This is a genomic window from Photorhabdus sp. RM96S, from assembly GCF_042879335.1.
In the GTDB taxonomy this organism is placed as follows: domain Bacteria; phylum Pseudomonadota; class Gammaproteobacteria; order Enterobacterales; family Enterobacteriaceae; genus Photorhabdus; species Photorhabdus kayaii.
Genome location: NZ_JBHFKT010000020.1, coordinates 63909 through 86563, shown reverse-complemented (window position 1 = coordinate 86563; position 22655 = coordinate 63909). Strand labels below are relative to the sequence as shown.

Here is a 22655-nt window from a genome sequence, read left to right as displayed (position 1 = left end):
GCTTTTCCATTTCTAAGAGGATTCAGTCGTGAAGAAAAATAAACTTGCCATGTTGTTATCTCTTGCTTCCTTGTTTGGCGTTAATGCCTATGCCCAAACAGAGCAACCGAAGGAGGTCCCTACTGCTCAAAATGCCTTGGCAGCTCAACCTCAGCTACTGCCTAACCCTGAGAGCCCTATCCGGGCTGAAGAAGAGAAAAAGCTCGACGCTAAATCTGGGGTAGCTTACGTCGCCGCACCTCCGCTAACCAATATGTGGGTCTATGCCGTTGGCTCAACGAATTGCGGATGGGAATACACTTCCAACTTGCCGGTGACAAACTGCAATCACGGAGGACAACAGCTCCGCGCCGCCGTTCTGGAAATTGGCTACGGCTACAATTCCTTTGCTTGGATGAACGGCGCTACACTGCCATACTCACTGTACTCTTCTACACCAGTTTGCATTACAAACGGGCACTACAATTGGCCATGTGCTGCGGGCCAAATTGTGGTTGGCTTCCTGAAAGAATACAGCCTCGATGGCTACCAGAATGGTATCTTCAGTTACCAGAACACTTCTGCTAATTGGCCTCGAAATACCATGTCAACGCAGATCAGCATTCTTTGACCTGCTAAAACCCATTTAGGCGTCTATTAAGAGGGGCGGGAAACCGCCCTTGTTTATTTTTACGTACAGGTATCGACGCCGATGGTTTAGCCTCGTAATTAGGCAAATATATAAAATTAATTTAAAAGTTTACCTAGGTGAATTTCTCACAAATTATTTCCGTTAGGCTCCCTCTGTAGGAGTGCCTGTACCCAGTAATAAAGTCATTAATCAACGAATGGTATAACGAATGCACAAAATAATATCGCTCGTGGCTTGCAATAATACACCTGATTAATCTCTTAAAGCTTCTTAAGGTTTTTCACCTAAACTTTGTGCCACGAACTCCCTTGAATACTTAACGGCGGCCACTCTTGGCTTTCAGTGATAGGCGCCGTAGCCGTAAGGTCCCTGGCTTGCTGTAACATCCGCTCGACCAAGTTGGTCAACAGCTCAGCATCCAGCCTCTCCAACCATTCACGGCTCCAAAGCAGAGTCTCTCCCTCACCACTACGGCTCAGTTGCAATGTTGGCCAATCGGCCAGTGTAGCCAACGAACAAAGTTCGACATCACCTAGTGGAATAAACAAAGTTACCAACTCATCGCGTTGGCGGATATGCAAACTAAAAGGGCCGAGAGGTAGATCGAGCCCCTCCGAATGCAGAGACTCTTCGGTCTGCCCAAGGCGTCGGCACAGTTCCGATAATAAGGCATTGAACATAGTTACCCTGGTTACCTTTTATGGTTGTCAAACACAGATTCAGTCGGCGGCCACAGGTTAGCGATCGGAGGATTACTCGACGTGCCTTGCAGTTTACCACCTATGGTCGCAGCCCAAGGATCGATGACATATGCCTGGGAGCCCCAAGTTTCGGGTTTGCTGAGCTCACTATTGGGATCACGACCGACCACCACGAAGCAGTGGGTCTGGCTATGCCCCTTGGCGCCACGATGAGCGACTACCTCAATGCGCTGCTGGTCATCTTGATTGTGCTTCATCAGTTCGGCTGCCGCAGAGTAGGCTAAAGTGGTGCAACAACCAGCCTGAGCTTGAGCGACCCGGGCGGCGATAGATTGCAGTTGGTTGAAACTGACGTTGCCTTGTCTAGCGGCGATAGCCGCCATGTTGGACATCATATTGGCCTGGCTGTTACCCCTCAGGCGGTCCGGGTTGTCATTGAATAACCTCAATCTCTCCATGATTTGCTGATAATGAGGATTCTGCTTGCTAACGAAAGTGCCGGCATCAGTGCATGCGTAAGTTCCCATCTTCTGTAAAGCTGGCATAGCCTGCTGCAACATCGCTTGGGGACCGGCCGTCATCACCTTTGGCTGGAGAGTGCGCACCACAGCGCCTTGTTCTGCCAGAGCCTGTTTAAGCTCGGTAAGGCGGGAGCTACGGGCCACCACCTCTTTAGGGTGGTGGTTCTCCCAGTGCTGGATAGCATCCTGCACCCGTTGGGCTTGCGCACTGTTGGGAGCACTCTGCAATTGGCGCAGTTCGGTGATCAAATGCTTGAGATCCGAACTCTGGAAATGCAAAGGACCTCGCCGAACAGACTGTTCGAACAAGCGGTTACCTTGTTCGAGTAGAGGAGAAGATGCCGTGTGCTGAGGAGCTTGCGTTTGGCTAAGCGGTGTATGGCCGCCAATATGCTGAATATGCATTATTCTTTCCAAAATAGGTTGAGTTGATTAAGAGTATCTTAGTATTTCTCCTACCCTGCTTATGTAAAAAAGTGACCCGATTTTTATCTATTTTAGGTGTCAGAAGAGAAGGGTTATCCGGGGATAGATGCCCAGAATTATTGAACCACAACAGTTCATACTGGACGAAGGATTATGGCGAACTTTACTTATTAAACCGAGATGATCTAACAATGATAATGTAGTGTGGGGATACAAACTCAATATTAAAACTTGCTTACTCAATTTTTATACAGAAAAATACCGTATACGTTAATTTGCCGTATTTAAAGAGGAATGATAATGACTGCTATCGCTCGATTTGATTTAAAGATGGACACAGATGAAAAGGAAGTTATTTCTCGCGCCGCAGCTTTAATGGGCACAACAATGGCTGCATTCGTGCGCACAGCAGCTAAAGAGAAAGCACGTGAGCTATTAGATAGAGACTCTCGCATAACAATGACAGTCCAGGATTTTCAGGCATTCACAACCGCTTTGAATGACGCTTTCGCTCCCAATGCTGCTTTACAAAACGCAATAAATGCTGCGCGCAAGGTGAAACGTGTTTGAAAAGCAATTCCTTGATCCAAGCTAAGTAAATCAGTAAATTTTATGCAATAATGTATTAATTTCAACTTATTTTAATTAATTTATCCGGTAGATTCACATAATAAGAATTCACTCTTTATAACAATACTGCGAAAAAAATATGCTCTTACTAAGCAACATTTCTTAATAAGAGCCAATGATTAAGGACGAACACCCAAAGTATGACAAATTGCATAACTCAGTTCTGCACGGTTTAAGGTATAAAAATGAAAATCCTTCACACCTTCGCGGCTTAAAATCTTCACCATATCCATTGCGATAGAAGCACCAACTAAATTTGCGCTTTCAGGATCATCATCCAGTCCATCAAACATTCTGGTCATCCAACTTGGAATACGCACATTGGTCATTACAGCAAAACGTTTAAGCTGACGGAAATTGGATACCGGCAAAATTCCCGGTACAATTTCCACATCAATCCCGGCAGTCACACAGCGGTCACGAAAACGTAGGTAACTTTCCACATCAAAGAAGAATTGAGTAATAGCACGGTTCGCCCCCGCATCAATTTTTCGTTTCAGGCTAATCAGGTCAGCCTGAGAACTTTTTGCCTCAGGATGCACCTCAGGGTAAGCCGCAACGGAAATATCAAAATCAGCTTCTTTCTTAAGTAATTCAACCAGATCAACTCCATACATTTTAGGTTTTTCACCGTTTTCCGGTAAATCACCCCGCAAAGCCACAATATGGCGAATACCATTTTTCCAATAATCACGGGCAATTTCGCACAATTCATCGCGACTGGCATCAATACAAGTAAGGTGCGGAGCCGCTTCAAGGCCGGTTTTTTCTTTTATTCCCTTGATTATGCTATGGGTACGATCACGCTCGCCAGAGTTAGCACCATAAGTAACAGAAACAAATTTAGGCTTGAGGGTGCTCAGACGACCAATGGATTTCCACAGGGTTTTTTCCATCTCGGCTGTACGCGGTGGAAAGAATTCAAATGAAACACGGATCTGTCCTTCCAGTTCAGCCAGATTCTGATTCAGCGCCTCGCGCTGATTTGCGTGAAAAAAACTCATATCCTGCACCTCGTTAACAAACGGAATAATTTCCCATCTTAATAATTTGCCAGTTACTTTTATTTGCACATCTAAACACCTATACGTTTAGACGTCTAAATAAAATGAGGGATCGGCATTTTTTAGTCAACAACAAAGTTGAGTTAAATCGGTGAGGAATATTCACCCTGAATCGGAAAAAAATTCATCGAGGAATCTTTAGTAGATCGATGCCTAAAACAGCAATGAGGAAAGATGCCCTGTTCAGAGCATCCACCCTCTCGTTACCTCAAATATCAAGCGAAGGAAATCACATTTGATCAATCAGTGGAGGCTAGAAAGCTTAAAGCAGTTGTGACAAGCGGTTAAGATCAGACTGAATCGCTCCGGCGGTCACGTCACGACCAGCCCCCGGCCCACGGATCACTAACGGATTATCACGATACCAACGGCTCTCAATCGCAAACACGTTGTCGCACGGTAGCAAAGACGCCAATGGGTGATCAGGACGTACCGCCTCAACACCCACCTTTGCCTTACCATTCGCATTAAAACGGGCAACATAACGCAGCACCATGCCCATTTCCTGCGCCGCGGCTAATCGCTGCACCATCTGCTCATTGATAGCACCGCTATTATCAAAGAATTGTTCAATAGAGCCTGACTCTGCGTCTTTCGGCACCAGTGACTCAACACGCACTTGCTCTGGCTCAATCTCATACCCTGCTTCACGGGCAAGGATAATCAATTTACGCATCACATCCTGACCAGACAAATCAATGCGCGGATCAGGTTCTGTCAATCCCTGTTGCCACGCCTGTTCAACTAAATCACTAAACGGCACTGAACCATCAAATTGCAGAAACAGCCAAGATAATGTGCCGGAGAAAATGCCACTAATGGACAAAATGGTATCACCACTCTCCCGTAAGTCCCTTACGGTATGATTGATAGGTAAGCCAGCGCCAACTGTTGCATTGTAAAACCAATGGCGACCTGTTTTGGTAAATGCATCACGAATGAAACGATAATCACTGCTATTGGAAGCACCCGCAATTTTATTGGCACTGATAACATGGAAACCATAGCTGGCGAAATCGCTGTAACATCGAGCTAGTTCTTCACTCGCCGTCACATCTAGGATCACCAAATCGTCATAAGGATGCGCTCGCATCCACAGAAATAATCCATCAACATCATATTCTGTCGCTTCGTCATCAAAAAAAGCTAATGCTCGACTAGCATCAATCCCTTGATAGTCGAGTAAACTCCGGCGACTATCCGCCACACCGGCCAGAACAAATTCAAAATCACTGCGAGCCGAAATGTTTTTCTGCTCACGAGCGAATAACTCCAACCAACGAGAGCCAATATTTCCTTTACCAAACAAAATCAGACCAATCCGCTTTTCAGCCCGGAACAAACTCTGATGCAACCCCTGAATCACATGTTCAGTCTGATTAGTCCGCAACACAGCGACAAGACTGATACCATCCTCCGCATGCCAGATAAATTCTACCGGCTGATCTTTAAGTTGCTGATAAAAACGGTGGCAATGTAATGGGTTCTTGCATACACCAGCTCCAACCAGTGCCACCAGCGCCAAACCTTCTCTAAGGGAAAGTCTCCCCGGAAGCGTAGCATCTTCCAGCACACCCAATGCACTATTCACCACTTCGGAAGTGTAACAGAGCTGAATCAAATTACAGTCTAGATGGATACCTGTCGCCAATGGACGAATTTGTTCTCGCTTTAGCAACAGATCAATATCTTTGTATATCTGTTTAAAATCATGATGAGCGGCCACATGCAACTCAATTAGGCAAACATCATCATGACTAGTAACAATTTTTGCGCCAGTCCCAGAAGCCAAAACCCTTTCAATACGCGTTGATCCTTGCTCCGGTTGGTAGCTGCAACGTAGTAGCAAATCAATATCACTGAAGGAAACAGGCTGTAAGGTACGAGCATGCAACACGGGTGCGGCAAGACGAGCAAGTTCGCTAGCTTCATCTAAGCGTAATAATGGTAACAAACAGGCATCTTTGACTTTTCTCGGATCAGCACTGTAGACACCAGCAACATCACTCCAGATGGTTACCCGCCTCGCCCCTGCCAAAGCCCCAACCTGAGTTGCGGAGTAGTCACTGCCATTTCGCCCCAATAACACCGTTTCTCCATCATGATTACTGGAGATAAAACCGGTCACCACCAGTCGTTTATTTAGGTTTTGTGTTAGCAACTGATTTAGCAATGGTTGGGAAAGGGTAACATCAATTTGCGGCTGAGCTGCCCGTTCCGCGCGTAAAAACTGGCGAGCATCCACCCAAGCGCTAGGAATACCCTGAACTTCAAGCACAGCCGACATCAAACGCGCGGACCAGATCTCTCCGTGCCCCACCACTTCTGCATAAGTCACATCACTAACGGGTTTATCCAGTAATGCACTTAGCTTTTCAAGATCGGCAATAAAACGCTTCACCAACTCTTCAGCAACAGTTTCAGGTAGCAAACCTCTAATCAGATCCTGCTGATAACGGCGCAGAACCTGCTGTACCTGATGGGCAGAAATACGGTCGCTCTGGCTAAGTTTAAGCCAATTAATTAACTGGTTAGTCGTGCTGCCTGCCGCGGATACCACCATTAAATCACCGGGTTGGCTGTAATTAGCCATAATCTTGGCCACCCGTTGATAACATTTCACATCCGCGAGACTACTTCCACCAAACTTATGTAATTGGCGGTCATTTTCCGCCGTTGCAACTACCAGTGTACTCATGGTCACTCCTTTACTACTGCCTGAAATGCATTTTCCAAATCAGCGATTAAATCCTGACTATCTTCAATACCCACAGAAACACGCAATAGTGAATCCGTAATCCCCGCTTCCGCCCTTGCCTGTGCTGACATGCCAGCGTGAGTCATGGTAGCCGTATGAGAAATTAAGGTTTCCACACCGCCCAGTGATTCCGCCAAAGTAAATAACTTTAACTCAGACAGAAAACGGCGTATCGCCTGTTCACCACCATCGAATTCAAAGCTTATCATTGCACCAAAACCAAATTGTTGCTTACGAGCAATTTCATGCCCAGGATGATCTTTCAAAGCAGGATAAAAAAGTTTTTTCACTAACGGTTGCTGTTGAAGATAATTGACGATCTCCAATGCATTCTTTTGCTGTAACAGGACCCGTGGCGATAAAGTGCGCATGCCGCGCAACAGCAGGTAGCTATCAAACGCCGCACCGGTCACACCAATATTATTCGCCCACCAAGCGAGTTCCGTTGCAACCTCTTCATCTTTTGCAATAATAGCTCCGGCAATCACATCAGAATGTCCATTAAGATATTTAGTACAGGAATGCACAACCAGATCTGCCCCCAATTCCAACGGCTTCTGTAGTACAGGGCTCAGGAAAGTGTTATCAACAATGACTGTCGCCCCTACCTCATGGGAAAGCTGGCATATATGAGCAATATCGACAATACGCAATAAAGGATTACTGGGCGTTTCAATCAATACCAACTTTGGTTTTTTGGACAAGACTTGCTTTAATGCCTGTTCATCACTCTGATCGACAAAAACCACGTCATAAGCACCGCGTTTAGTCTGGCTGTCAAATAAACGGTAACTGCCACCATAACAATCATGAGGCGCAACCAACAGATCGCCAGGTTGAAGGAAAACCGTGCATAACAGGTGAATGGCTGACATTCCACTGCTGGTCATGATAGCACCCGCTCCCCCCTCCAGCTCAGCTAATGCCTGTTGCACCATATCTCGACCCGGATTACTCCTGCGGGAATAATCATGTGTCCTTGGCTGATTAAAATCAGTAAAATTATATGTGCTGGAAAGATATATAGGCGGAACAACACAACCATACTGTTCATCATTATTCAGCCCATTGCGAACTGCTATTGTTGCCGGCTTGCGTGTCATATCAGCTACCACTATCTGTCATAAATTAAGTCAGGGAAGAATATCCGCTACCACAGTAGACGTCAATACATCTAGACATCCAAACCTCTTTACGGTTAGATTAGACAATGGGATAATTATTCATCATAACTAATGGTGCTTTATTTATTAGTAGCCATTAGTTTATCGCATATACTATAACTGTATAATTGATAAGGAAATCACGATAAAATGGCAATATGTCACAACGAAAGCTGGTGCTGTTATCTGGCTTAATTTTATGATTTTACGACTATTTAAGGTACCCCATGGCTGAGTGGAACGGTGAATATGTCAGCCCTTATGCTGAACATGGCAAAAAAAGCGAGCAAGTGAAGAAAATCACAGTTTCAATTCCTTTGAAAGTGTTGAGAATCCTCACTGATGAACGCACTCGTCGCCAGGTCAATAACCTGCGTCATGCAACTAATAGTGAATTGCTGTGCGAAGCATTCCTGCATGCATTTACTGGACAGCCGCTGCCCGATGATGCTGATTTACGTAAAGAGCGTAATGATGAAATCCCAGAGGTAGCCAAAAAAATCATGCGGGAATTAGGTATTGATCCTGATACCTGGGAATATTGATAGTAGCGAAAAAAACTCCTGTAAAAATTCAGGGATTTTTTATTTTGGCTAAAATGCAAAACGCCCGATGCAAAACACCGGGCGTTAGTACCAGTCGGCCTGTCATCATGGACAGGCTCAATTCTGCAACTATTTGCTGACACCTGGAACATTGAAACGTTTCTTAAAGCGATCAACACGACCACCAGTAGCAACATCACGTTGTTTACCCGTATAGAATGGGTGGCATTGGCCGCATACGTCTAGGTTCAAAGCGTGACCAGCGGTAGATCTGACTTGTATTACATTACCGCAAGAGCAGGTTGCAGTAATTTCTTCATATTTAGGATGAATACCTTTTTTCATGGGATAACCTCTGTTAAGGCCGTGTCGCTATCCAGCCCTGTTGCCGCCAGACACCACACGTCGTGTTGATAAAATGAGTTTGGTATCTTCCATACCAAAGGCGGCGGATCATACAGAAGATCTGCCTATCTCGCAATGAAATCCACTCAACACCTATGGTACTCTGTAATCAATTTTTGATTACATTCTAATTTACCCATTGATTTTACGGAATAATTTTATGGTTGTTATTCAGGTTGCTCTGCCTGTCCCTCTTACCCGCTCTTTTGACTATCTGCTACCCGCAGAAAGTCAATTACCCGTTGCAGGAATGCGGGTAACAGTCCCTTTTGGCAAACGTAAAGCGATTGGTATCATCACTGGGATAACTGACAACAGTGATATTCCGGCAGAACAACTGAAAACCATAGAATCTATTCTCGATACTCACTCTTTATTTCCAGAAAACCTTTGGCAATTATTGCTCTGGGCATCCAATTATTACCATTACCCCATCGGTGAAGTCCTGTTCCATGCATTGCCGGTGCTGCTTCGTCAAGGAAAACCCGCGGAATCAACTCCACTATGGCAATGGCAAGTCACGCCAACAGGCGCTGAATTACCGCTAGCGCAACTGAAACGCTCGCCAAAACAGCAGCAAGTACTGGCAACCCTACGCCGTAAAGCAATATATCGCCATCAGATTACAGAACTGGAACTGAGCGAAAGCGCTTTCCAATCGCTCAAAAAGAAGTCACTTATCGATTTATACCCTGTGCAACCTGAATCTGAGAACTGGCGAAATCACTTCCAAATCACCGGCGAACGCCTGAAATTGAATACCGAACAAGCCACAGCAGTTGGTGCTATCCGTGCAGAAGACCAGCAATTCTCTCCCTGGTTACTGGCGGGCATCACCGGATCAGGTAAAACAGAAGTTTATCTCAGTGTGTTGGAAAATATTCTGGAGCAAGGTAAACAAGCGCTGATACTTGTACCGGAAATTGGCCTGACACCACAGACCATCCGTCGCTTCCGTGAACGTTTCAACGCACCGGTTGATGTTCTTCATTCAGCCCTGAATGACAGTGAACGTCTTGCTGTATGGCTACGAGCGCGACAAGGTGAAAACGCCATTGTCATCGGTACACGCTCAGCCCTATTTACCCCTTTCGCCTGCCTTGGCATCATCATTATTGATGAAGAACATGACAGCTCTTATAAGCAACAGGAGGGCTGGCGTTATCATGCCCGTGATTTAGCGGTATTCAGAGCAAAAAAAGAGAATATCCCGGTGATCATGGGCTCTGCGACCCCAGCACTAGAAACACTTTACAATGTGCAACAAGGCAAATACCGTACGCTAACATTGTCCAAACGGGCAGGTTATGCTCAGCCAGCGACTCAGCATCTGTTGGACTTAAAAGGCTTACCACTCAAAATCGGGTTATCTCAACCACTAATAAAACGTATTGAAGAACATCTACAAGCCAATAATCAGGTCATACTTTTCCTTAACCGCCGCGGTTACTCACCTGCCCTACTCTGCCATGAATGTGGCTGGATTGCAGAATGCCAACGCTGTGACCATTATTACACGCTGCATCAATACCATCGTCAGTTACGTTGCCATCATTGTGACAGCCAGCGCCCCGTTCCCCGTCAGTGCCCGCAATGCGGTTCTACTCATCTTCAACCTGTTGGCCTTGGCACAGAACAGCTTGAAGACGGTATTTCAGCCCTATTCCCTAATGTACCCGTTACCCGCATTGACAGGGATACCACTAGCCGCAAAGGAACACTGGAACAACAACTGGCTGACATTCACGCCGGAAATGCCCGTATACTGATTGGCACCCAAATGCTGGCAAAAGGTCACCATTTTCCTGATGTCACACTGGTCGCGTTACTCGATGTTGATGGTGCCTTGTTTTCAGCAGATTTTCGGGCAGCAGAACGTTTCGCACAACTTTATACACAAGTTTCTGGTCGGGCTGGTCGGGCTGGTAAACGAGGAGAAGTGGTTCTTCAGACTCATCATCCTGACCATCCATTACTGCAAATTTTGCTCAATAAAGGCTACGATGCTTTCGCTATTCAAGCTATGGATGAACGTAAGAGTGTGTTTTTACCACCATTTACCAGCCATATTATCTTGCGGTCAGAAGATCACGATAATCAGCAAGCACCTGCTTTTTTACAACAACTGCGCCTGCTTTTTGAACACCACCCTTTGCGGGATGATAACTTATGGATCATGGGCCCGGTTCCTGCATTACAGTCAAAAAGAAGTGGTCGTTATCGTTGGCAACTATTAATTCAACATCCATCCAGAACTGTTTTACAAAAAATCATGGCACTGGTTTATCCACAGATAACAGCTTTACCGCAAACCCGAAAAGTGAAATGGAATATCGATGTTGATCCAACAGACAGTTAGTAATTAATCGCCTCTATTTTAAAACACATAACCTGAGCAGATTAAACATACTCTTATTTGCTATTTAAAAAATCACACCCAACAATCCGTAACCAATGAAAAATTACTCACTAATTTGCGAGCCATATCGAATAAATGATTTATATCACACTTTTTTACAAACTAAGGAATAAATGAATTTGCCAAACTGTTTAGAATGATCCCTTAATAACATTGTCATAACCTTAAACCGCATGTCGTTACTTTCCTTAAAGTCACTGACGGTTTCCCGGCAACCAGAAAATGACAATCATTTAACTAATCAGTCAGGAAATGAGGAGTGAGTTTTGGAGCAGAAAAAGAATGGCACCTCCGCAACAATGAAAGATGTCGCTGAAGTGGCTGGCGTTTCTACCGCAACAGTATCGAGAACACTCATGAATCCAGAAAAGGTTTCTTCCCAGACCCGACAAAAAGTGGAACAAGCTGTACTGGCTGTGGGCTATTACCCAAATAATTTATCCCGTAATCTTAAACGCGGTGAGTCAAAAACTATTTTAGTGATAGTGCCAAATATCAGCGATCCCTTTTTCACTGATGTGATTTGCGGCATTGAAGAGACAGCGGAACAACATGGCTATCTGGTTTTAATCGGTGATTGCCAACATCAGCAAAAACAGGAACACGCGTTTCTCAACCTGATTGTCACCAAACAAATTGATGGTCTGTTGCTACTGGGTTCGAATATCCCGTTTGATGCCAGCAAAGAAGAACAAAAAAACCTACCGCCAATGGTAATGGCAAACGAATTTGCACCAGAGCTAGAACTGCCGACTATTCATATTGATAACCTGACCGCCGCATTCAATGCGACTCATTATCTGCAAACATTGGGACATAAACGCATTGCCTGCCTCTCCGGTCCAGAAAATATACCGATTTGCCGCTATCGCCGTCAGGGATATATCCAAGCATTGCGTCGCTCTGGTGGGACAATTCGTGAAGATTATATTGTCCAAGGTCACTTTACCCATGAAAGCGGCGCAAAGCTGACTGAACAGTTGCTCTCTCTGCTGGATCCCCCTACAGCCATCTTCTGCCACAGCGATGTTATGGCAATTGGCGTGATGTGGCAGGCTAAAAGAATGGGCTTAAAAATACCGGAAGATTTATCAATCATTGGGTTTGATAACTTAAGTCTCGCCACGTACAGCGATCCGCCGTTGACAACCGTTGGACAGCCCAGTTATCAAATTGGTCACAAGGCAATGTTACTGTTGCTAGATCAAATCCAGGGTCACACAACTTCAGGCGGTTCTCAGTTACTGGAATCGGAATTAATTATTCGGCAAAGCACCTGTTCGCCTAAAAGCTAGGCAAATAACCGCAGGTTAAGTAACATATCGTTTATTTTCTTTTATTTAAATTACTCAGCGAATTAGACAGTGGCACAACGAGATTATGTGAGTCGCGGGCGTTCAAACACCCGCCGTAAAAATACCGATAAGAAAAAACACCAAGCCCAGGGGCTGCCAAAAGCAACGCTGGTCATCGCGATAGCCTTAGTCGTTATCTTTATTGGTGGCCTTTACTTTATTACCCACAATAAACAGAAAAGCGAACCAGAAATACTGCCAAAACATTCTCAGCAAAACAATGGATTACCACCAAAACCAGAAGAACGTTGGCGCTATATCAAAGAATTGGAAAATCGCCCCGTTGGCATCGAGACACCACGTGATCCCTCATCCGGGGGGCAAAGCAATTCACAAACTCAGCTGACCGCAGAGCAACGGCAGTTACTTGAACAAATGCAGGCGGATATGCGCCAACCGGCGACTTCACTACCAGAAGTGCCATACAATGGCGTTCAAGTGCCGCGTTCACAAGTGATCATCAAGCCATCAACGGAAACACAAAAACCGCTGGAAACAAGGCCACAACCTCAACAAACGTTACCACAACAACCCATGCAGACTCAGCCAGTTCAGCCACAAACTCTACCACCGGCTGAAACCAGTAAACCTAAGCCCGTAGAAAAGGCACAGCGTATGATTTTACAATGTGGTTCATTCCGCAATATGGACCAAGCTGAATCAGTACGTGCCAATCTGGCATTTGCGGGTATTGAAAGCCAGATCACAACGGGAGACGGCTGGCATCGTGTTGTTCTTGGTCCCTACAGTAAAAACACCGCAGAAAAAATGCGGGAACGTCTGAAAGGCGCTGGCGTATCAGGTTGCATTCTCCGTGTTACTGGGGGTTGAAAAATGATAATTCTCCCCCATCTATACTGCTAACACCGTGCACACGGTATTTTCGATAGCCGTATACCCTATGGGAAAGTACCATGCGTCACATTTATCTATTTTTGTAACCAAGGGCTTACTCGTGACTACAATCGTAAGTGTTCGCCGTAATGGCCAAGTCGTAATCGGTGGTGATGGACAGGCAACGATGGGTAATACCGTCATGAAAGGCAATGTCCGTAAAGTTCGCCGCCTCTATAATGACAAAGTAATCGCGGGTTTTGCCGGCGGTACAGCAGACGCTTTTACTCTGTTTGAACTGTTTGAACGTAAACTTGAAATGCACCAAGGGCATCTGACCAAAGCAGCGGTTGAGCTTGCTAAAGACTGGCGCACTGATCGCATGCTACGCAAACTGGAAGCTCTGCTGGCAGTCGCAGATGAAAATACCTCCCTGATCATTACAGGTAACGGCGATGTCATTCAGCCAGAAAATGACCTCATTGCCATTGGTTCCGGTGGCCCATACGCCCAATCTGCCGCACGAGCAATGCTGGAGAATACCGATCTCAGCGCCAGACAAATTGCAGAGAAAGCGTTAACCATTGCCGGTGATATCTGCATTTATACCAACCATAATCACAACTTCGAAGAACTTCCTTCAAAAGCGTAAGGGTAGATAGTATGTCTGAAATGACTCCACGCGAAATTGTCAGCGAACTTGACAAACACATTATTGGTCAGGACAAAGCGAAACGCGCTGTAGCTATCGCACTCCGTAACCGCTGGCGTCGTATGCAGCTAGATGAAACGCTGCGCTACGAAGTAACACCTAAAAATATCCTGATGATTGGTCCGACTGGGGTAGGTAAAACCGAAATCGCCCGTCGCCTGGCAAAACTGGCAAATGCGCCGTTTATCAAAGTCGAAGCGACAAAATTCACCGAAGTTGGCTATGTTGGTAAAGAAGTCGATTCTATCATCCGTGATCTGACCGATGCCGCGGTTAAAATGGTCCGCCTGCAATCCATCGAAAAAAACCGTTATCGGGCAGAAGAATTGGCAGAAGAGCGTATTCTGGATGTCCTGATCCCACCAGCCAAAAATAACTGGGGACAAACGGAGACGCAAGTCGAGCCATCAGCCGCACGCCAGGCATTCCGTAAGAAACTACGTGAAGGTCAACTTGATGATAAAGAAATCGAGATTGATGTTGCTACCACACCTGTGGGCGTCGAGATCATGGCGCCTCCGGGTATGGAAGAGATGACAAATCAGTTGCAATCTATGTTCCAGAACCTTGCCGGTCAGAAACACAAATCTCGTAAGCTAAAAATCAAGGATGCTTTCAAGCTACTGATCGAAGAAGAAGCCTCTAAACTAGTTAACCCGGAAGAATTGAAACAACAGGCTATTGATTCCGTTGAACAACACGGTATTGTCTTCATTGATGAAATCGACAAAATCTGCAAACGAGGCCAGACTTCAGGCCCTGATGTTTCCCGTGAAGGTGTTCAGCGTGACCTGTTACCATTGGTGGAAGGTTGTACAGTATCCACTAAACACGGCATGGTAAAAACAGACCACATCCTGTTTATCGCCTCAGGTGCATTCCAGGTTGCCAGTCCTTCCGATCTGATCCCTGAATTACAAGGGCGTCTGCCAATCCGAGTGGAGTTACAGGCACTCACTACAAAAGATTTTGAGCGTATTCTGACTGAACCGAGTGCATCCCTGACGGAACAGTACAAAGCACTGATGGAAACGGAAGGTATGATCATCAGTTTCACGGATGATGGCATTAGCAAAATTGCAGAATCCGCATGGCAGGTAAATGAATCGACCGAAAATATCGGGGCCCGTCGCCTACATACTGTGCTTGAGCGGCTGATAGAAGATATCTCCTTCGAAGCCAGTGAACGTCGTGGTCAGTCAGTTGATATTGATGCCGACTATGTTAAAAAGCATCTAGATGAATTGGTTGCAGATGAAGATCTGAGCCGCTTTATCCTATAATCGGTATATACGATTTCTGATCCGCTATACCCTATGGATTTCAAGATGCATCGCGACGGCAAGGGAGCGAATCCCCGGGAGCATAGATAACGATGTGACCGGGGTGAGTGAGTGCAGCCAACAAAGAGGCAACTTGAAAGATAACGGGTATATAATGAATGATGGGAGGCATGCCTCCCATCATTCATTATAAATTTACAGGAATAAGTGAACTCAGAAATGAACTCATCAACTTCCATCAGTCAAACTCAAGCATGGCTGGAAAGTTTGCGTCCTAAAACGCTACCACTCGCCCTTGCCGCCATTATTACTGGCTCAGCCCTTGCTGCCTGGACAGGGCATTTCAAGCTACCGGTCGCCTTACTAGCACTATTAACAGCAGCCATACTGCAAATTCTGTCCAATCTCGCCAATGATTACGGTGATGTTATCAAAGGCAGTGATACTGAAAAGCGTATCGGGCCACTACGTGGTATGCAAAAAGGCATTATTACCATCTCACAGATGAAAAAAGCGCTGAAGATTATTGTCCTGCTAACTTGTCTGTCTGGTAGCGCCTTGATTGCCGTTGCCTGTGAAGAACCTAGCGATATATTCGGTTTTTTGGCACTTGGCCTGCTAGCAATTATTGCCGCAATTACCTATACAGTCGGTACAAAGCCTTATGGCTATATGGGACTTGGCGATATTTCAGTACTGATTTTCTTTGGCTGGTTAAGTGTTGCCGGTACTTATTATCTTCAAGCAGGTTTTTTTGATTCAGTTGTCATACTCCCGGCGACAGCCTGTGGTCTTCTCTCTGCTGCTGTTCTGAATATCAATAACTTGCGTGATATTGAAGATGACAAACGGCATGGCAAAAATACCCTGGCCGTCCGTCTCGGCCCTAAAAAAGCCCGTTATTATCATGGATGTTTAATAATCACAACAATACTCTGCTTGGTATTATTCACCATACAAAACCCGTCTGGCTGGTCAAGCTGGTTGTTCTTGCTCGCTCTGCCTTGGTTGTTCAAACATATGTGGTATGTACTTAATGAACCCACACCGGAAGGAATGCGACCAATGTTGGGACAGATGGTTAAGACGGCATTATTGACTAATATTCTATTTTCAGTTGGTCTTATTTTTAATTAGACAATATTTGTGCTGTTTTTCCGAAGGTGTTGTAACTTAATCATTCTGGATACCTGTTAACAATATCAATTTAATAATTGATGATTTTGCTAACATCGGCCTGAAAGGGATATACTGACTGTTCCATACCTTAACCAGACGTAAATCCTATGAAATATGATACTTCCGAGCTTTGTGACATCTATCAAGAAGAAGTAAATGTGGTAGAGCCTATGTTCTCCAATTTTGGCGGGCGTACTTCATTTGGTGGTCAAATCATCACGGTTAAATGCTTTGAAGACAACGGATTACTTTACGACCTGCTTGAAGACAACGGTCATGGACGCATTTTACTGGTAGATGGTGGTGGTTCTGTACGCCAAGCATTAATTAACGCTGAACTGGCACAACTCGCTGTGCAAAATGGATGGGAGGGTATTGTTGTTTACGGTGCTGTACGTCAGGTTGACCAGTTAGCAGAGTTCGACCTCGGCATTCAAGCTATAGCCGCTATTCCTGCTGGCTGTCGTGATGAAGGGACCGGCGCAAGCGATATCCGGGTGAATTTTGGTGGTGTCACCTTCTTCTCTGGCGATTATTTGTATGCCGATAACACCGGTATCATTTTGTCTGAAGAACCACTGGGACTTGATGATGAAGAAGATGAGATCATCTGATGATAATGTATGATAAAACTAAGGGCGATTTTTCAGATCGCCCTTCTTTTGTCTGTTGGAAATTTTAATTACTGAACATCTTCCATTTTGCCTAACAAGGCACGCAAACGTTCTTGCCATACTTGCTGCTCTTGTTTTAATTGCTCATTCTCATGAGCCAGAGACTCACGGCCGCTGGTTGCATTCTGGATCTCCTGAGACAAAGCTCGATTTTTTTCTTTTAATTCTTCAATTTCCATTTGTAGCAGGGTAATAGTATCAATCGCCTGCTGAACCTTGGCTTCCAGCTTTTCAAAAACTTCAAATGACATTCTCGGTTCCCCCTTATAAGCAATTGTCTGATTGTATGTAGCCAAAGCTCCCCTGTCTAGCAACATCCCCAACACATGAAAAATAACTACCAAATAAAAAGCTCAAAATGTCTCACACTTTAATTTTTAGCAAAATAGCGGATAAATGCGGATTCGCTCATTTTGTTGACACAACACACACATTTTAATTTCGCTATTTCTCGTTTCCGCTCATTAACGATAAATTTACATAATCTCCTTTTCAATTTCTGAAAGGTGACAATAATAATTACGCCTCTAAAATCTTCTTTGTAGGATAGAACATATGAGCCAAACCACTAGCACGACATTAACCGGACAATGTATCTCTGAGTTTCTTGGTACCGCACTATTGGTTTTCCTTGGAGTAGGCTGTGTTGCCGCTGCACGTATTGCCGGCGCACAATTAGGCTTATGGGAAATCAGTATTATTTGGGGTATGAGCGTTGCGTTGGCTGTTTATCTCACCGCAGGTGTTTCCGGTGCTCACCTTAACCCAGCAGTGACGATTGCCTTATGGTTGTTTGCCCGCTTTGATGGCAAAAAGGTTATCCCTTTCATTATTGCCCAAATGATTGGTGGCTTCATCGCTGCCGTTCTCATTTACATGATGTACTACAGCGTATTCCTTGATTACGAACAAGTACACAATATCATTCGTGGCACGCCTGAAAGCCTGTTTACAGCAGGTGTATTCTCTACTTACCCAATGGCGCCACTGTCCATTTCTCAGGCTTTTATGATAGAAGTTATCATTGCCGCCATTCTGCTCTGTTTGATTCTATCGCTGACTGACGACGGTAACGGTATTCCCCGCGGTCCTCTGGCCCCGTTACTGATTGGTATTGTGATTGCCGTTATCGGCGGTGCATTTGGCCCATTAACCGGTTTCGCGCTGAACCCGGCCCGTGACTTTGGTCCCAAATTAGTTGCTTATCTGGCCGGTTGGGGAGATATTGCCCTGACGGGTGGGCGTGAAATCCCTTACTGTCTGGTTACTCTGACCGCCCCCATTATCGGCGGTATTGTGGGAGCATTTGGCTACCGCAAACTTATTGGTCGTAATTTACCATCTGATGTTCATAAGACTGAAGATCAGAAGAAAAAGAAAGCCTAAAGTAGAGCATTACCAGAACAGGTTATTATCATGACAACAGAAAATATGATTGAGAAAAAGTATATTGTCGCTCTTGATCAGGGAACCACCAGTTCCCGAGCAATAATTCTTGATCACGACGCCAATATTATCTCAATTTCCCAAAGAGAGTTTACGCAAATTTATCCTAAACCGGGTTGGGTAGAACACGATCCAATGGAAATCTGGGCAACCCAAAGCTCAACTTTAGTAGAAGTATTGGCGAAAGCGGATATTAGTTCTGATCAGATTGCCGGTATTGGGATTACCAACCAACGTGAAACAACGATTATTTGGGAAAAAGAAACCGGTAAACCTATTTACAATGCCATCGTTTGGCAATGTCGCCGTACCGCAGACGCGTGTACTAAACTCAAACAAAAAGAGGGATTAGAAGAATATATTCGCCAGAATACAGGGTTGGTAGTAGACCCTTATTTCTCCGGCACCAAAGTAAAATGGATCTTAGATAACGTCGCAGGCGCCCGTGAACGAGCTGAAAAGGGTGAGCTCCTATTCGGTACTGTGGATACTTGGCTGGTATGGAAAATGACTCAAGGCCGTGTCCACGTTACCGATTTCACAAACGCCTCCCGAACGATGCTGTTCAATATTCACAATCTGGAGTGGGATCAACATATTCTTGATGAGTTACAAATCCCGCGATCCCTACTGCCTAGCGTTCATTCATCTTCTGAGATTTATGGTCAGACCAACATCGGCGGTAAAGGCGGCACCCGGATCCCTATCTCAGGTATCGCAGGTGATCAGCAAGCTGCTCTATATGGTCAACTTTGTGTCCAACCGGGTATGGCGAAAAACACCTACGGGACAGGCTGTTTCCTACTGATGAACACGGGTACAGATGCCGTACGCTCCAATCACGGCCTACTAACAACCATTGCCTGTGGTCCTCGCGGCGAAGTGAACTATGCACTTGAAGGTGCGGTTTTCGTTGGTGGTGCCTCTATTCAGTGGTTGCGTGATGAACTGAAACTTATTGCAGATGCGGCTGACTCCGAATATTTTGCCACTAAAGTTAAAAATAGTAACGGCGTGTATGTGATCCCTGCTTTTACCGGCCTTGGTGCCCCCTATTGGGACCCCTACGCCCGAGGGTCAATTTTCGGCCTAACCCGCGGCACCAACAGTAATCACATCATTCGTGCGACGCTGGAATCTATCGCCTATCAGACCCGTGATGTACTGGACGCTATGCAAGCTGATGCAGGCACCCGGCTGCAAGCACTACGGGTAGATGGCGGAGCCGTTGCCAATAACTTCCTGATGCAATTCCAATCAGATATTCTTGGCACCCGTGTAGAACGCCCTGTGGTGCGTGAAAGCACTGCATTGGGCGCAGCATTCCTCGCAGGATTGGCAGTTGGCTACTGGAAAGACCTGGATGAAGTGAAAAGTAAAGCCACCATTGAAAAAGAATTCCGCCCAAGCATTGAAACCACTGAACGTAATTACAAATACAATGGCTGGAAAAAAGCAGTTGCCCGCGCGCAGGATTGGGAAGATAAAGGTTAATTAATATAAAGAAAGGGTGAAATTACCACCCTTTCTTTACTAATATGATTAAACGACATATCCCTAGCGTTGCATTCTATACCCGTTATCTTTCAAGTTGCCTCTTTGTTGGCTGCACTCACTCACCCCGGTCACATAGTTACCTATACTCCCGGGGATTCGCTCCCTTGCCGTCGCAATCCATCTTGAAATCCATAGGGTATATGTGCCAATGGTAACCAACAAAGCAAGATCAAAACTGACGTAAAGAACATATTCCTGCACCAAAGACAAAAGTAGTGCACAATTTTATTTTCAGAAAAAATTGCAGTCAATTACGCCATATATGGCAACAAATATGCACATATAAACCAAGTATTAATAAAATTATGGTTAATTTTTCTATGACACAGAATCGATAATGGTATTTATCTCTATAGGACTAAAATAGCGACGTAAAAACAAACTGTTCGGAGATTTCTTTCGGGATAGGAGATAAATTCCAATGGCAAACTGGGTTACAGGAAAAGTTACACAAGTTATTCACTGGACGAATACCTTATTCAGCATCAGGATACATGCACCGGTTGAAGAATTTACTGCGGGTCAGTTTGCAAAACTGGCGATGGAAATAGATGATGAACGGGTGCAACGGGCCTACTCTTATGTTAATGCCCCGATAGATAATAATCTTGAATTCTACTTAGTCACGGTTCCAGAAGGCAAACTCAGCCCACGGTTAGCAGCTCTGCAACCGGGTGATGATCTCTTAGTAACAGAACAAGCCGCAGGCTTTTTTATTCTTGATGAAATACCTGATTGTGAAACATTATGGATGCTTTCAACAGGGACTGCCATTGGCCCTTATCTGTCAATCCTCCAGCAAGGAGATCATCTGGATAGATTCAAGAACATCGTATTGGTGCATGCAGTCAGACTAACACAAGATTTAAGCTATCTGCCCTTAATGCAGCAATTAGTTGAACGTCTCAATGGCAAGTTACGAATTCAGACTATCGTCAGTCGTGAACAAAACCCCGGCTCATTGACTGGTCGTATCCCAGCATTGATCGAGAACGGCGAACTTGAGTCCGCTGCCGGACTTACGATGAACAGTGACAACAGCCATATTATGTTATGCGGTAACCCTCAAATGGTGAAAGATACCCAGCAACTGCTAAAAGAGCGGCGTGGAATGACAAAACACTTACGCCGCAAACCGGGGCATATCACCAGTGAGCAATATTGGTAATTTCAATCATCTTTGACAGAAATAAAATCCACTTTCTCTGTCGCCTCACCAAACCGGTTTGGCCCATCCGTACCACGGAATACACCGCAATCAAGCACCATCATTACAATGATCAATGTGGGGATAAAACGGCCAATCCCCCATTGCCAGAACGGTGCCATGCCACCCCAGTCAACAGCAATCAACAGCCCTGCCAGTAATAAAAGCAGCGACCAGCCTCCCCGCTTATTTCGATCATGCAGACGCTTAACCATCATTGCCGCTACGGGATACATCACCAAGACAAGTGCAAAAACAGCATAGTGCATGGTCAAAGAATTCATTCCCTGAATAGTCAAGATAACAAACATCAAAGCCAAGCAAACACCAATGCCAATCCAGAATTCACACCGCCCAATTCGTCCTTTGAATGAAAAACCCCATTGTTGTAATGTCATCTATTCTTTTCCAATCGTGTATTCTGTTTCTCTGCGCAGTTTAACCTAAGCGAGCGGCAACATGAAAATGGACGTTAATAAATTTCTAGCCATAATATTAGCGGCAAACAGCGTCGGTTTGCCATTGGTAGCCCATGCTGATAAATCCACAACCACAGAACCCACAGTACAAGCGACCTATCTTCTGCCGAATGCCCCCTCTTTCGATGAAACTATCCCGCGATTTCGCGAAAAATATAATCGCCACAACCCGACATTGCCACTACGCGAGTATCGGGTAATCATAAGTAAAAACATTTATCCGCCACTGACACGAGCTGCCAGTAAAATCAATGAAAAACTCTATTCTTCCGCCGTACTTGAGCGAGGAAGCGAAAAAATCAAAAGCCTGCAACTGACATTACTACCATCAGAAAATACCGCTGAAACTCAGCAAAACCAAATGCTGGCAGAGCAGTACATGATCGCCCTAATGCGCCACTTTAACCCAACGCTTTCACAGGAACAAAGCAAAGAGAATATTGATAACTTACTCATAAACAGCAAAAAATCGCCATTTTACAGCCACAACATCGGCGCTATTCGCTATATTGTGGTAAATAGTAGCGAAAAAACGCTTACTTTCGCTATTGAACCGATTAAGCTATGGTTATTTGAACCCGATAACTAATCAAATTTAGCAATAAAAAAAAGCTATTGTCGGCAATGATCACTATACTGTGGAGCGCCGATCTACCGAATCGATCT

General features: G+C 45.1%; 23 protein-coding genes. 14 read left to right on the top strand and 9 right to left on the bottom strand.

From position 1 onward, the window contains the following. Positions 1-28 precede the first annotated feature (28 nt). The gene (locus ACGF49_RS13780; RefSeq protein WP_262977869.1) at positions 29-610 is read left to right on the top strand and encodes a YolA family protein; all 582 of its coding nucleotides are present in this window, start codon (positions 29-31) and stop codon (positions 608-610) included. A 305-nt stretch (positions 611-915) separates the two neighbouring features. Here ACGF49_RS13780 and ACGF49_RS13775 read toward each other — a convergent pair whose 3' ends face one another. Both ACGF49_RS13775 and ACGF49_RS13770 read right to left on the bottom strand, forming a co-directional pair. Continuing rightward, a complete protein-coding gene (locus ACGF49_RS13775) occupies positions 916-1311 on the bottom strand; it encodes a type III secretion system chaperone (protein WP_228900137.1) in 396 nt (131 codons plus the stop codon). Between the two features lie 11 nt (positions 1312-1322). Further along, on the bottom strand, positions 1323-1997 hold the full coding sequence (locus ACGF49_RS13770; protein WP_262977870.1) for a hypothetical protein: 675 nt from the start codon (positions 1995-1997) through the stop codon (positions 1323-1325). Positions 1998-2579: 582 nt separating this feature from the next. Here ACGF49_RS13770 and ACGF49_RS13765 point away from each other — a divergent pair. Continuing rightward, complete coding sequence (locus ACGF49_RS13765) at positions 2580-2849, top strand: DUF1778 domain-containing protein (protein ID WP_158536575.1); 270 nt, start codon at positions 2580-2582, stop codon at positions 2847-2849. Between the two features lie 179 nt (positions 2850-3028). Here the strand turns inward: ACGF49_RS13765 and metF are convergent, their stop codons facing one another. From metF to metB, 3 genes are all read right to left on the bottom strand, one after another. Continuing rightward, positions 3029-3913, bottom strand: coding sequence for a methylenetetrahydrofolate reductase (metF, locus tag ACGF49_RS13760; protein WP_113043071.1), 885 nt, complete (start codon positions 3911-3913; stop codon positions 3029-3031). 322 nt (positions 3914-4235) lie between these two features. Next, positions 4236-6671: a bifunctional aspartate kinase/homoserine dehydrogenase II gene (locus ACGF49_RS13755; protein ID WP_228900131.1), complete on the bottom strand. Its 2436-nt coding sequence runs from the start codon at positions 6669-6671 to the stop codon at positions 4236-4238. Between the two features lie 2 nt (positions 6672-6673). Beyond that, the gene (metB, locus tag ACGF49_RS13750) at positions 6674-7834 is read right to left on the bottom strand and encodes a cystathionine gamma-synthase (RefSeq protein WP_113042978.1); all 1161 of its coding nucleotides are present in this window, start codon (positions 7832-7834) and stop codon (positions 6674-6676) included. A 287-nt stretch (positions 7835-8121) separates the two neighbouring features. Here metB and metJ point away from each other — a divergent pair, with 287 nt between their 5' ends. Next, entirely contained in the window at positions 8122-8439 is a 318-nt protein-coding gene (gene metJ, locus ACGF49_RS13745; RefSeq protein ID WP_113042979.1) for a met regulon transcriptional regulator MetJ, read from the top strand. Between the two features lie 129 nt (positions 8440-8568). On the opposite strand, the gene rpmE is transcribed toward metJ, so the two are convergent. After that, positions 8569-8784: a 50S ribosomal protein L31 gene (rpmE, locus tag ACGF49_RS13740; protein WP_112878949.1), complete on the bottom strand. Its 216-nt coding sequence runs from the start codon at positions 8782-8784 to the stop codon at positions 8569-8571. Between the two features lie 220 nt (positions 8785-9004). On the opposite strand from rpmE, the gene priA reads away from it, so the two are divergent. The 7 genes from priA (at position 9005) to rraA (ending at position 17240) form a co-directional block, all read left to right on the top strand. Next, positions 9005-11203 (top strand): primosomal protein N', encoded by a 2199-nt coding sequence (gene priA / locus ACGF49_RS13735; protein ID WP_113042981.1) that lies wholly within the window; start codon positions 9005-9007, stop codon positions 11201-11203. Between the two features lie 326 nt (positions 11204-11529). Then, positions 11530-12558 (top strand): DNA-binding transcriptional regulator CytR, encoded by a 1029-nt coding sequence (gene cytR, locus ACGF49_RS13730; RefSeq protein ID WP_113042982.1) that lies wholly within the window; start codon positions 11530-11532, stop codon positions 12556-12558. Between the two features lie 69 nt (positions 12559-12627). After that, positions 12628-13449 carry a cell division protein FtsN gene (gene ftsN, locus ACGF49_RS13725; protein ID WP_113042984.1) on the top strand — a complete coding sequence of 274 codons (822 nt, stop codon included), beginning with the start codon at positions 12628-12630 and terminating at the stop codon, positions 13447-13449. Positions 13450-13573: 124 nt separating this feature from the next. After that, the gene (gene hslV, locus ACGF49_RS13720; RefSeq protein WP_036780122.1) at positions 13574-14104 is read left to right on the top strand and encodes an ATP-dependent protease subunit HslV; all 531 of its coding nucleotides are present in this window, start codon (positions 13574-13576) and stop codon (positions 14102-14104) included. An 11-nt stretch (positions 14105-14115) separates the two neighbouring features. Continuing rightward, a complete protein-coding gene (gene hslU / locus ACGF49_RS13715; protein ID WP_113042985.1) occupies positions 14116-15447 on the top strand; it encodes an HslU--HslV peptidase ATPase subunit in 1332 nt (443 codons plus the stop codon). Positions 15448-15666: 219 nt separating this feature from the next. Beyond that, positions 15667-16584, top strand: a complete 918-nt coding sequence (locus ACGF49_RS13710) for a 1,4-dihydroxy-2-naphthoate polyprenyltransferase (protein ID WP_387491443.1) — start codon at positions 15667-15669, stop codon at positions 16582-16584. Between the two features lie 149 nt (positions 16585-16733). Continuing rightward, positions 16734-17240, top strand: coding sequence for a ribonuclease E activity regulator RraA (gene rraA, locus ACGF49_RS13705; RefSeq protein WP_113042989.1), 507 nt, complete (start codon positions 16734-16736; stop codon positions 17238-17240). Positions 17241-17308: 68 nt separating this feature from the next. On the opposite strand, the gene zapB is transcribed toward rraA, so the two are convergent. Next, entirely contained in the window at positions 17309-17551 is a 243-nt protein-coding gene (gene zapB, locus ACGF49_RS13700; RefSeq protein ID WP_113042990.1) for a cell division protein ZapB, read from the bottom strand. A 304-nt stretch (positions 17552-17855) separates the two neighbouring features. Between zapB and ACGF49_RS13695 the strand changes: the two genes are divergently transcribed. Continuing rightward, entirely contained in the window at positions 17856-18686 is an 831-nt protein-coding gene (locus ACGF49_RS13695) for an MIP/aquaporin family protein (RefSeq protein ID WP_113042991.1), read from the top strand. A gap of 30 nt (positions 18687-18716) precedes the next feature. Beyond that, positions 18717-20240 (top strand): glycerol kinase GlpK, encoded by a 1524-nt coding sequence (gene glpK, locus ACGF49_RS13690; protein ID WP_112895294.1) that lies wholly within the window; start codon positions 18717-18719, stop codon positions 20238-20240. Positions 20241-20303: 63 nt separating this feature from the next. Here the strand turns inward: glpK and ACGF49_RS13685 are convergent, their stop codons facing one another. Continuing rightward, positions 20304-20513, bottom strand: a complete 210-nt coding sequence (locus ACGF49_RS13685; protein WP_228900124.1) for a hypothetical protein — start codon at positions 20511-20513, stop codon at positions 20304-20306. Positions 20514-20724: 211 nt separating this feature from the next. Between ACGF49_RS13685 and fpr the strand changes: the two genes are divergently transcribed. Next, positions 20725-21471: a ferredoxin--NADP(+) reductase gene (gene fpr / locus ACGF49_RS13680; RefSeq protein WP_113042993.1), complete on the top strand. Its 747-nt coding sequence runs from the start codon at positions 20725-20727 to the stop codon at positions 21469-21471. Between the two features lie 2 nt (positions 21472-21473). Here fpr and ACGF49_RS13675 read toward each other — a convergent pair whose 3' ends face one another. Beyond that, positions 21474-21908, bottom strand: a complete 435-nt coding sequence (locus ACGF49_RS13675) for a DUF805 domain-containing protein (RefSeq protein ID WP_112878960.1) — start codon at positions 21906-21908, stop codon at positions 21474-21476. Between the two features lie 67 nt (positions 21909-21975). On the opposite strand from ACGF49_RS13675, the gene ACGF49_RS13670 reads away from it, so the two are divergent. Then, a complete protein-coding gene (locus ACGF49_RS13670; protein ID WP_387491436.1) occupies positions 21976-22578 on the top strand; it encodes a YiiQ family protein in 603 nt (200 codons plus the stop codon). The last annotated feature ends 77 nt before the right edge of the window (positions 22579-22655 follow it).

Excerpts from the sequence above, each read along its gene's own strand:
- priA (WP_113042981.1), top strand. The coding sequence starts at position 9,005 with ATGGTTGTTATTCAGGTTGCTCTGCCTGTCCCTCTTACCCGCTCTTTT.
- fpr (WP_113042993.1), top strand. The coding sequence starts at position 20,725 with ATGGCAAACTGGGTTACAGGAAAAGTTACACAAGTTATTCACTGGACG.
- ACGF49_RS13670 (WP_387491436.1), top strand. The coding sequence starts at position 21,976 with ATGGACGTTAATAAATTTCTAGCCATAATATTAGCGGCAAACAGCGTC.
- metB (WP_113042978.1), bottom strand. The coding sequence starts at position 7,834 with ATGACACGCAAGCCGGCAACAATAGCAGTTCGCAATGGGCTGAATAAT.
- glpK (WP_112895294.1), top strand. The coding sequence starts at position 18,717 with ATGACAACAGAAAATATGATTGAGAAAAAGTATATTGTCGCTCTTGAT.
- ACGF49_RS13775 (WP_228900137.1), bottom strand. The coding sequence starts at position 1,311 with ATGTTCAATGCCTTATTATCGGAACTGTGCCGACGCCTTGGGCAGACC.
- zapB (WP_113042990.1), bottom strand. The coding sequence starts at position 17,551 with ATGTCATTTGAAGTTTTTGAAAAGCTGGAAGCCAAGGTTCAGCAGGCG.
- rraA (WP_113042989.1), top strand. The coding sequence starts at position 16,734 with ATGAAATATGATACTTCCGAGCTTTGTGACATCTATCAAGAAGAAGTA.
- rpmE (WP_112878949.1), bottom strand. The coding sequence starts at position 8,784 with ATGAAAAAAGGTATTCATCCTAAATATGAAGAAATTACTGCAACCTGC.
- ACGF49_RS13695 (WP_113042991.1), top strand. The coding sequence starts at position 17,856 with ATGAGCCAAACCACTAGCACGACATTAACCGGACAATGTATCTCTGAG.
- ACGF49_RS13710 (WP_387491443.1), top strand. The coding sequence starts at position 15,667 with ATGAACTCATCAACTTCCATCAGTCAAACTCAAGCATGGCTGGAAAGT.
- ACGF49_RS13675 (WP_112878960.1), bottom strand. The coding sequence starts at position 21,908 with ATGACATTACAACAATGGGGTTTTTCATTCAAAGGACGAATTGGGCGG.
- ACGF49_RS13765 (WP_158536575.1), top strand. The coding sequence starts at position 2,580 with ATGACTGCTATCGCTCGATTTGATTTAAAGATGGACACAGATGAAAAG.
- hslU (WP_113042985.1), top strand. The coding sequence starts at position 14,116 with ATGTCTGAAATGACTCCACGCGAAATTGTCAGCGAACTTGACAAACAC.
- metJ (WP_113042979.1), top strand. The coding sequence starts at position 8,122 with ATGGCTGAGTGGAACGGTGAATATGTCAGCCCTTATGCTGAACATGGC.
- metF (WP_113043071.1), bottom strand. The coding sequence starts at position 3,913 with ATGAGTTTTTTTCACGCAAATCAGCGCGAGGCGCTGAATCAGAATCTG.
- ACGF49_RS13755 (WP_228900131.1), bottom strand. The coding sequence starts at position 6,671 with ATGAGTACACTGGTAGTTGCAACGGCGGAAAATGACCGCCAATTACAT.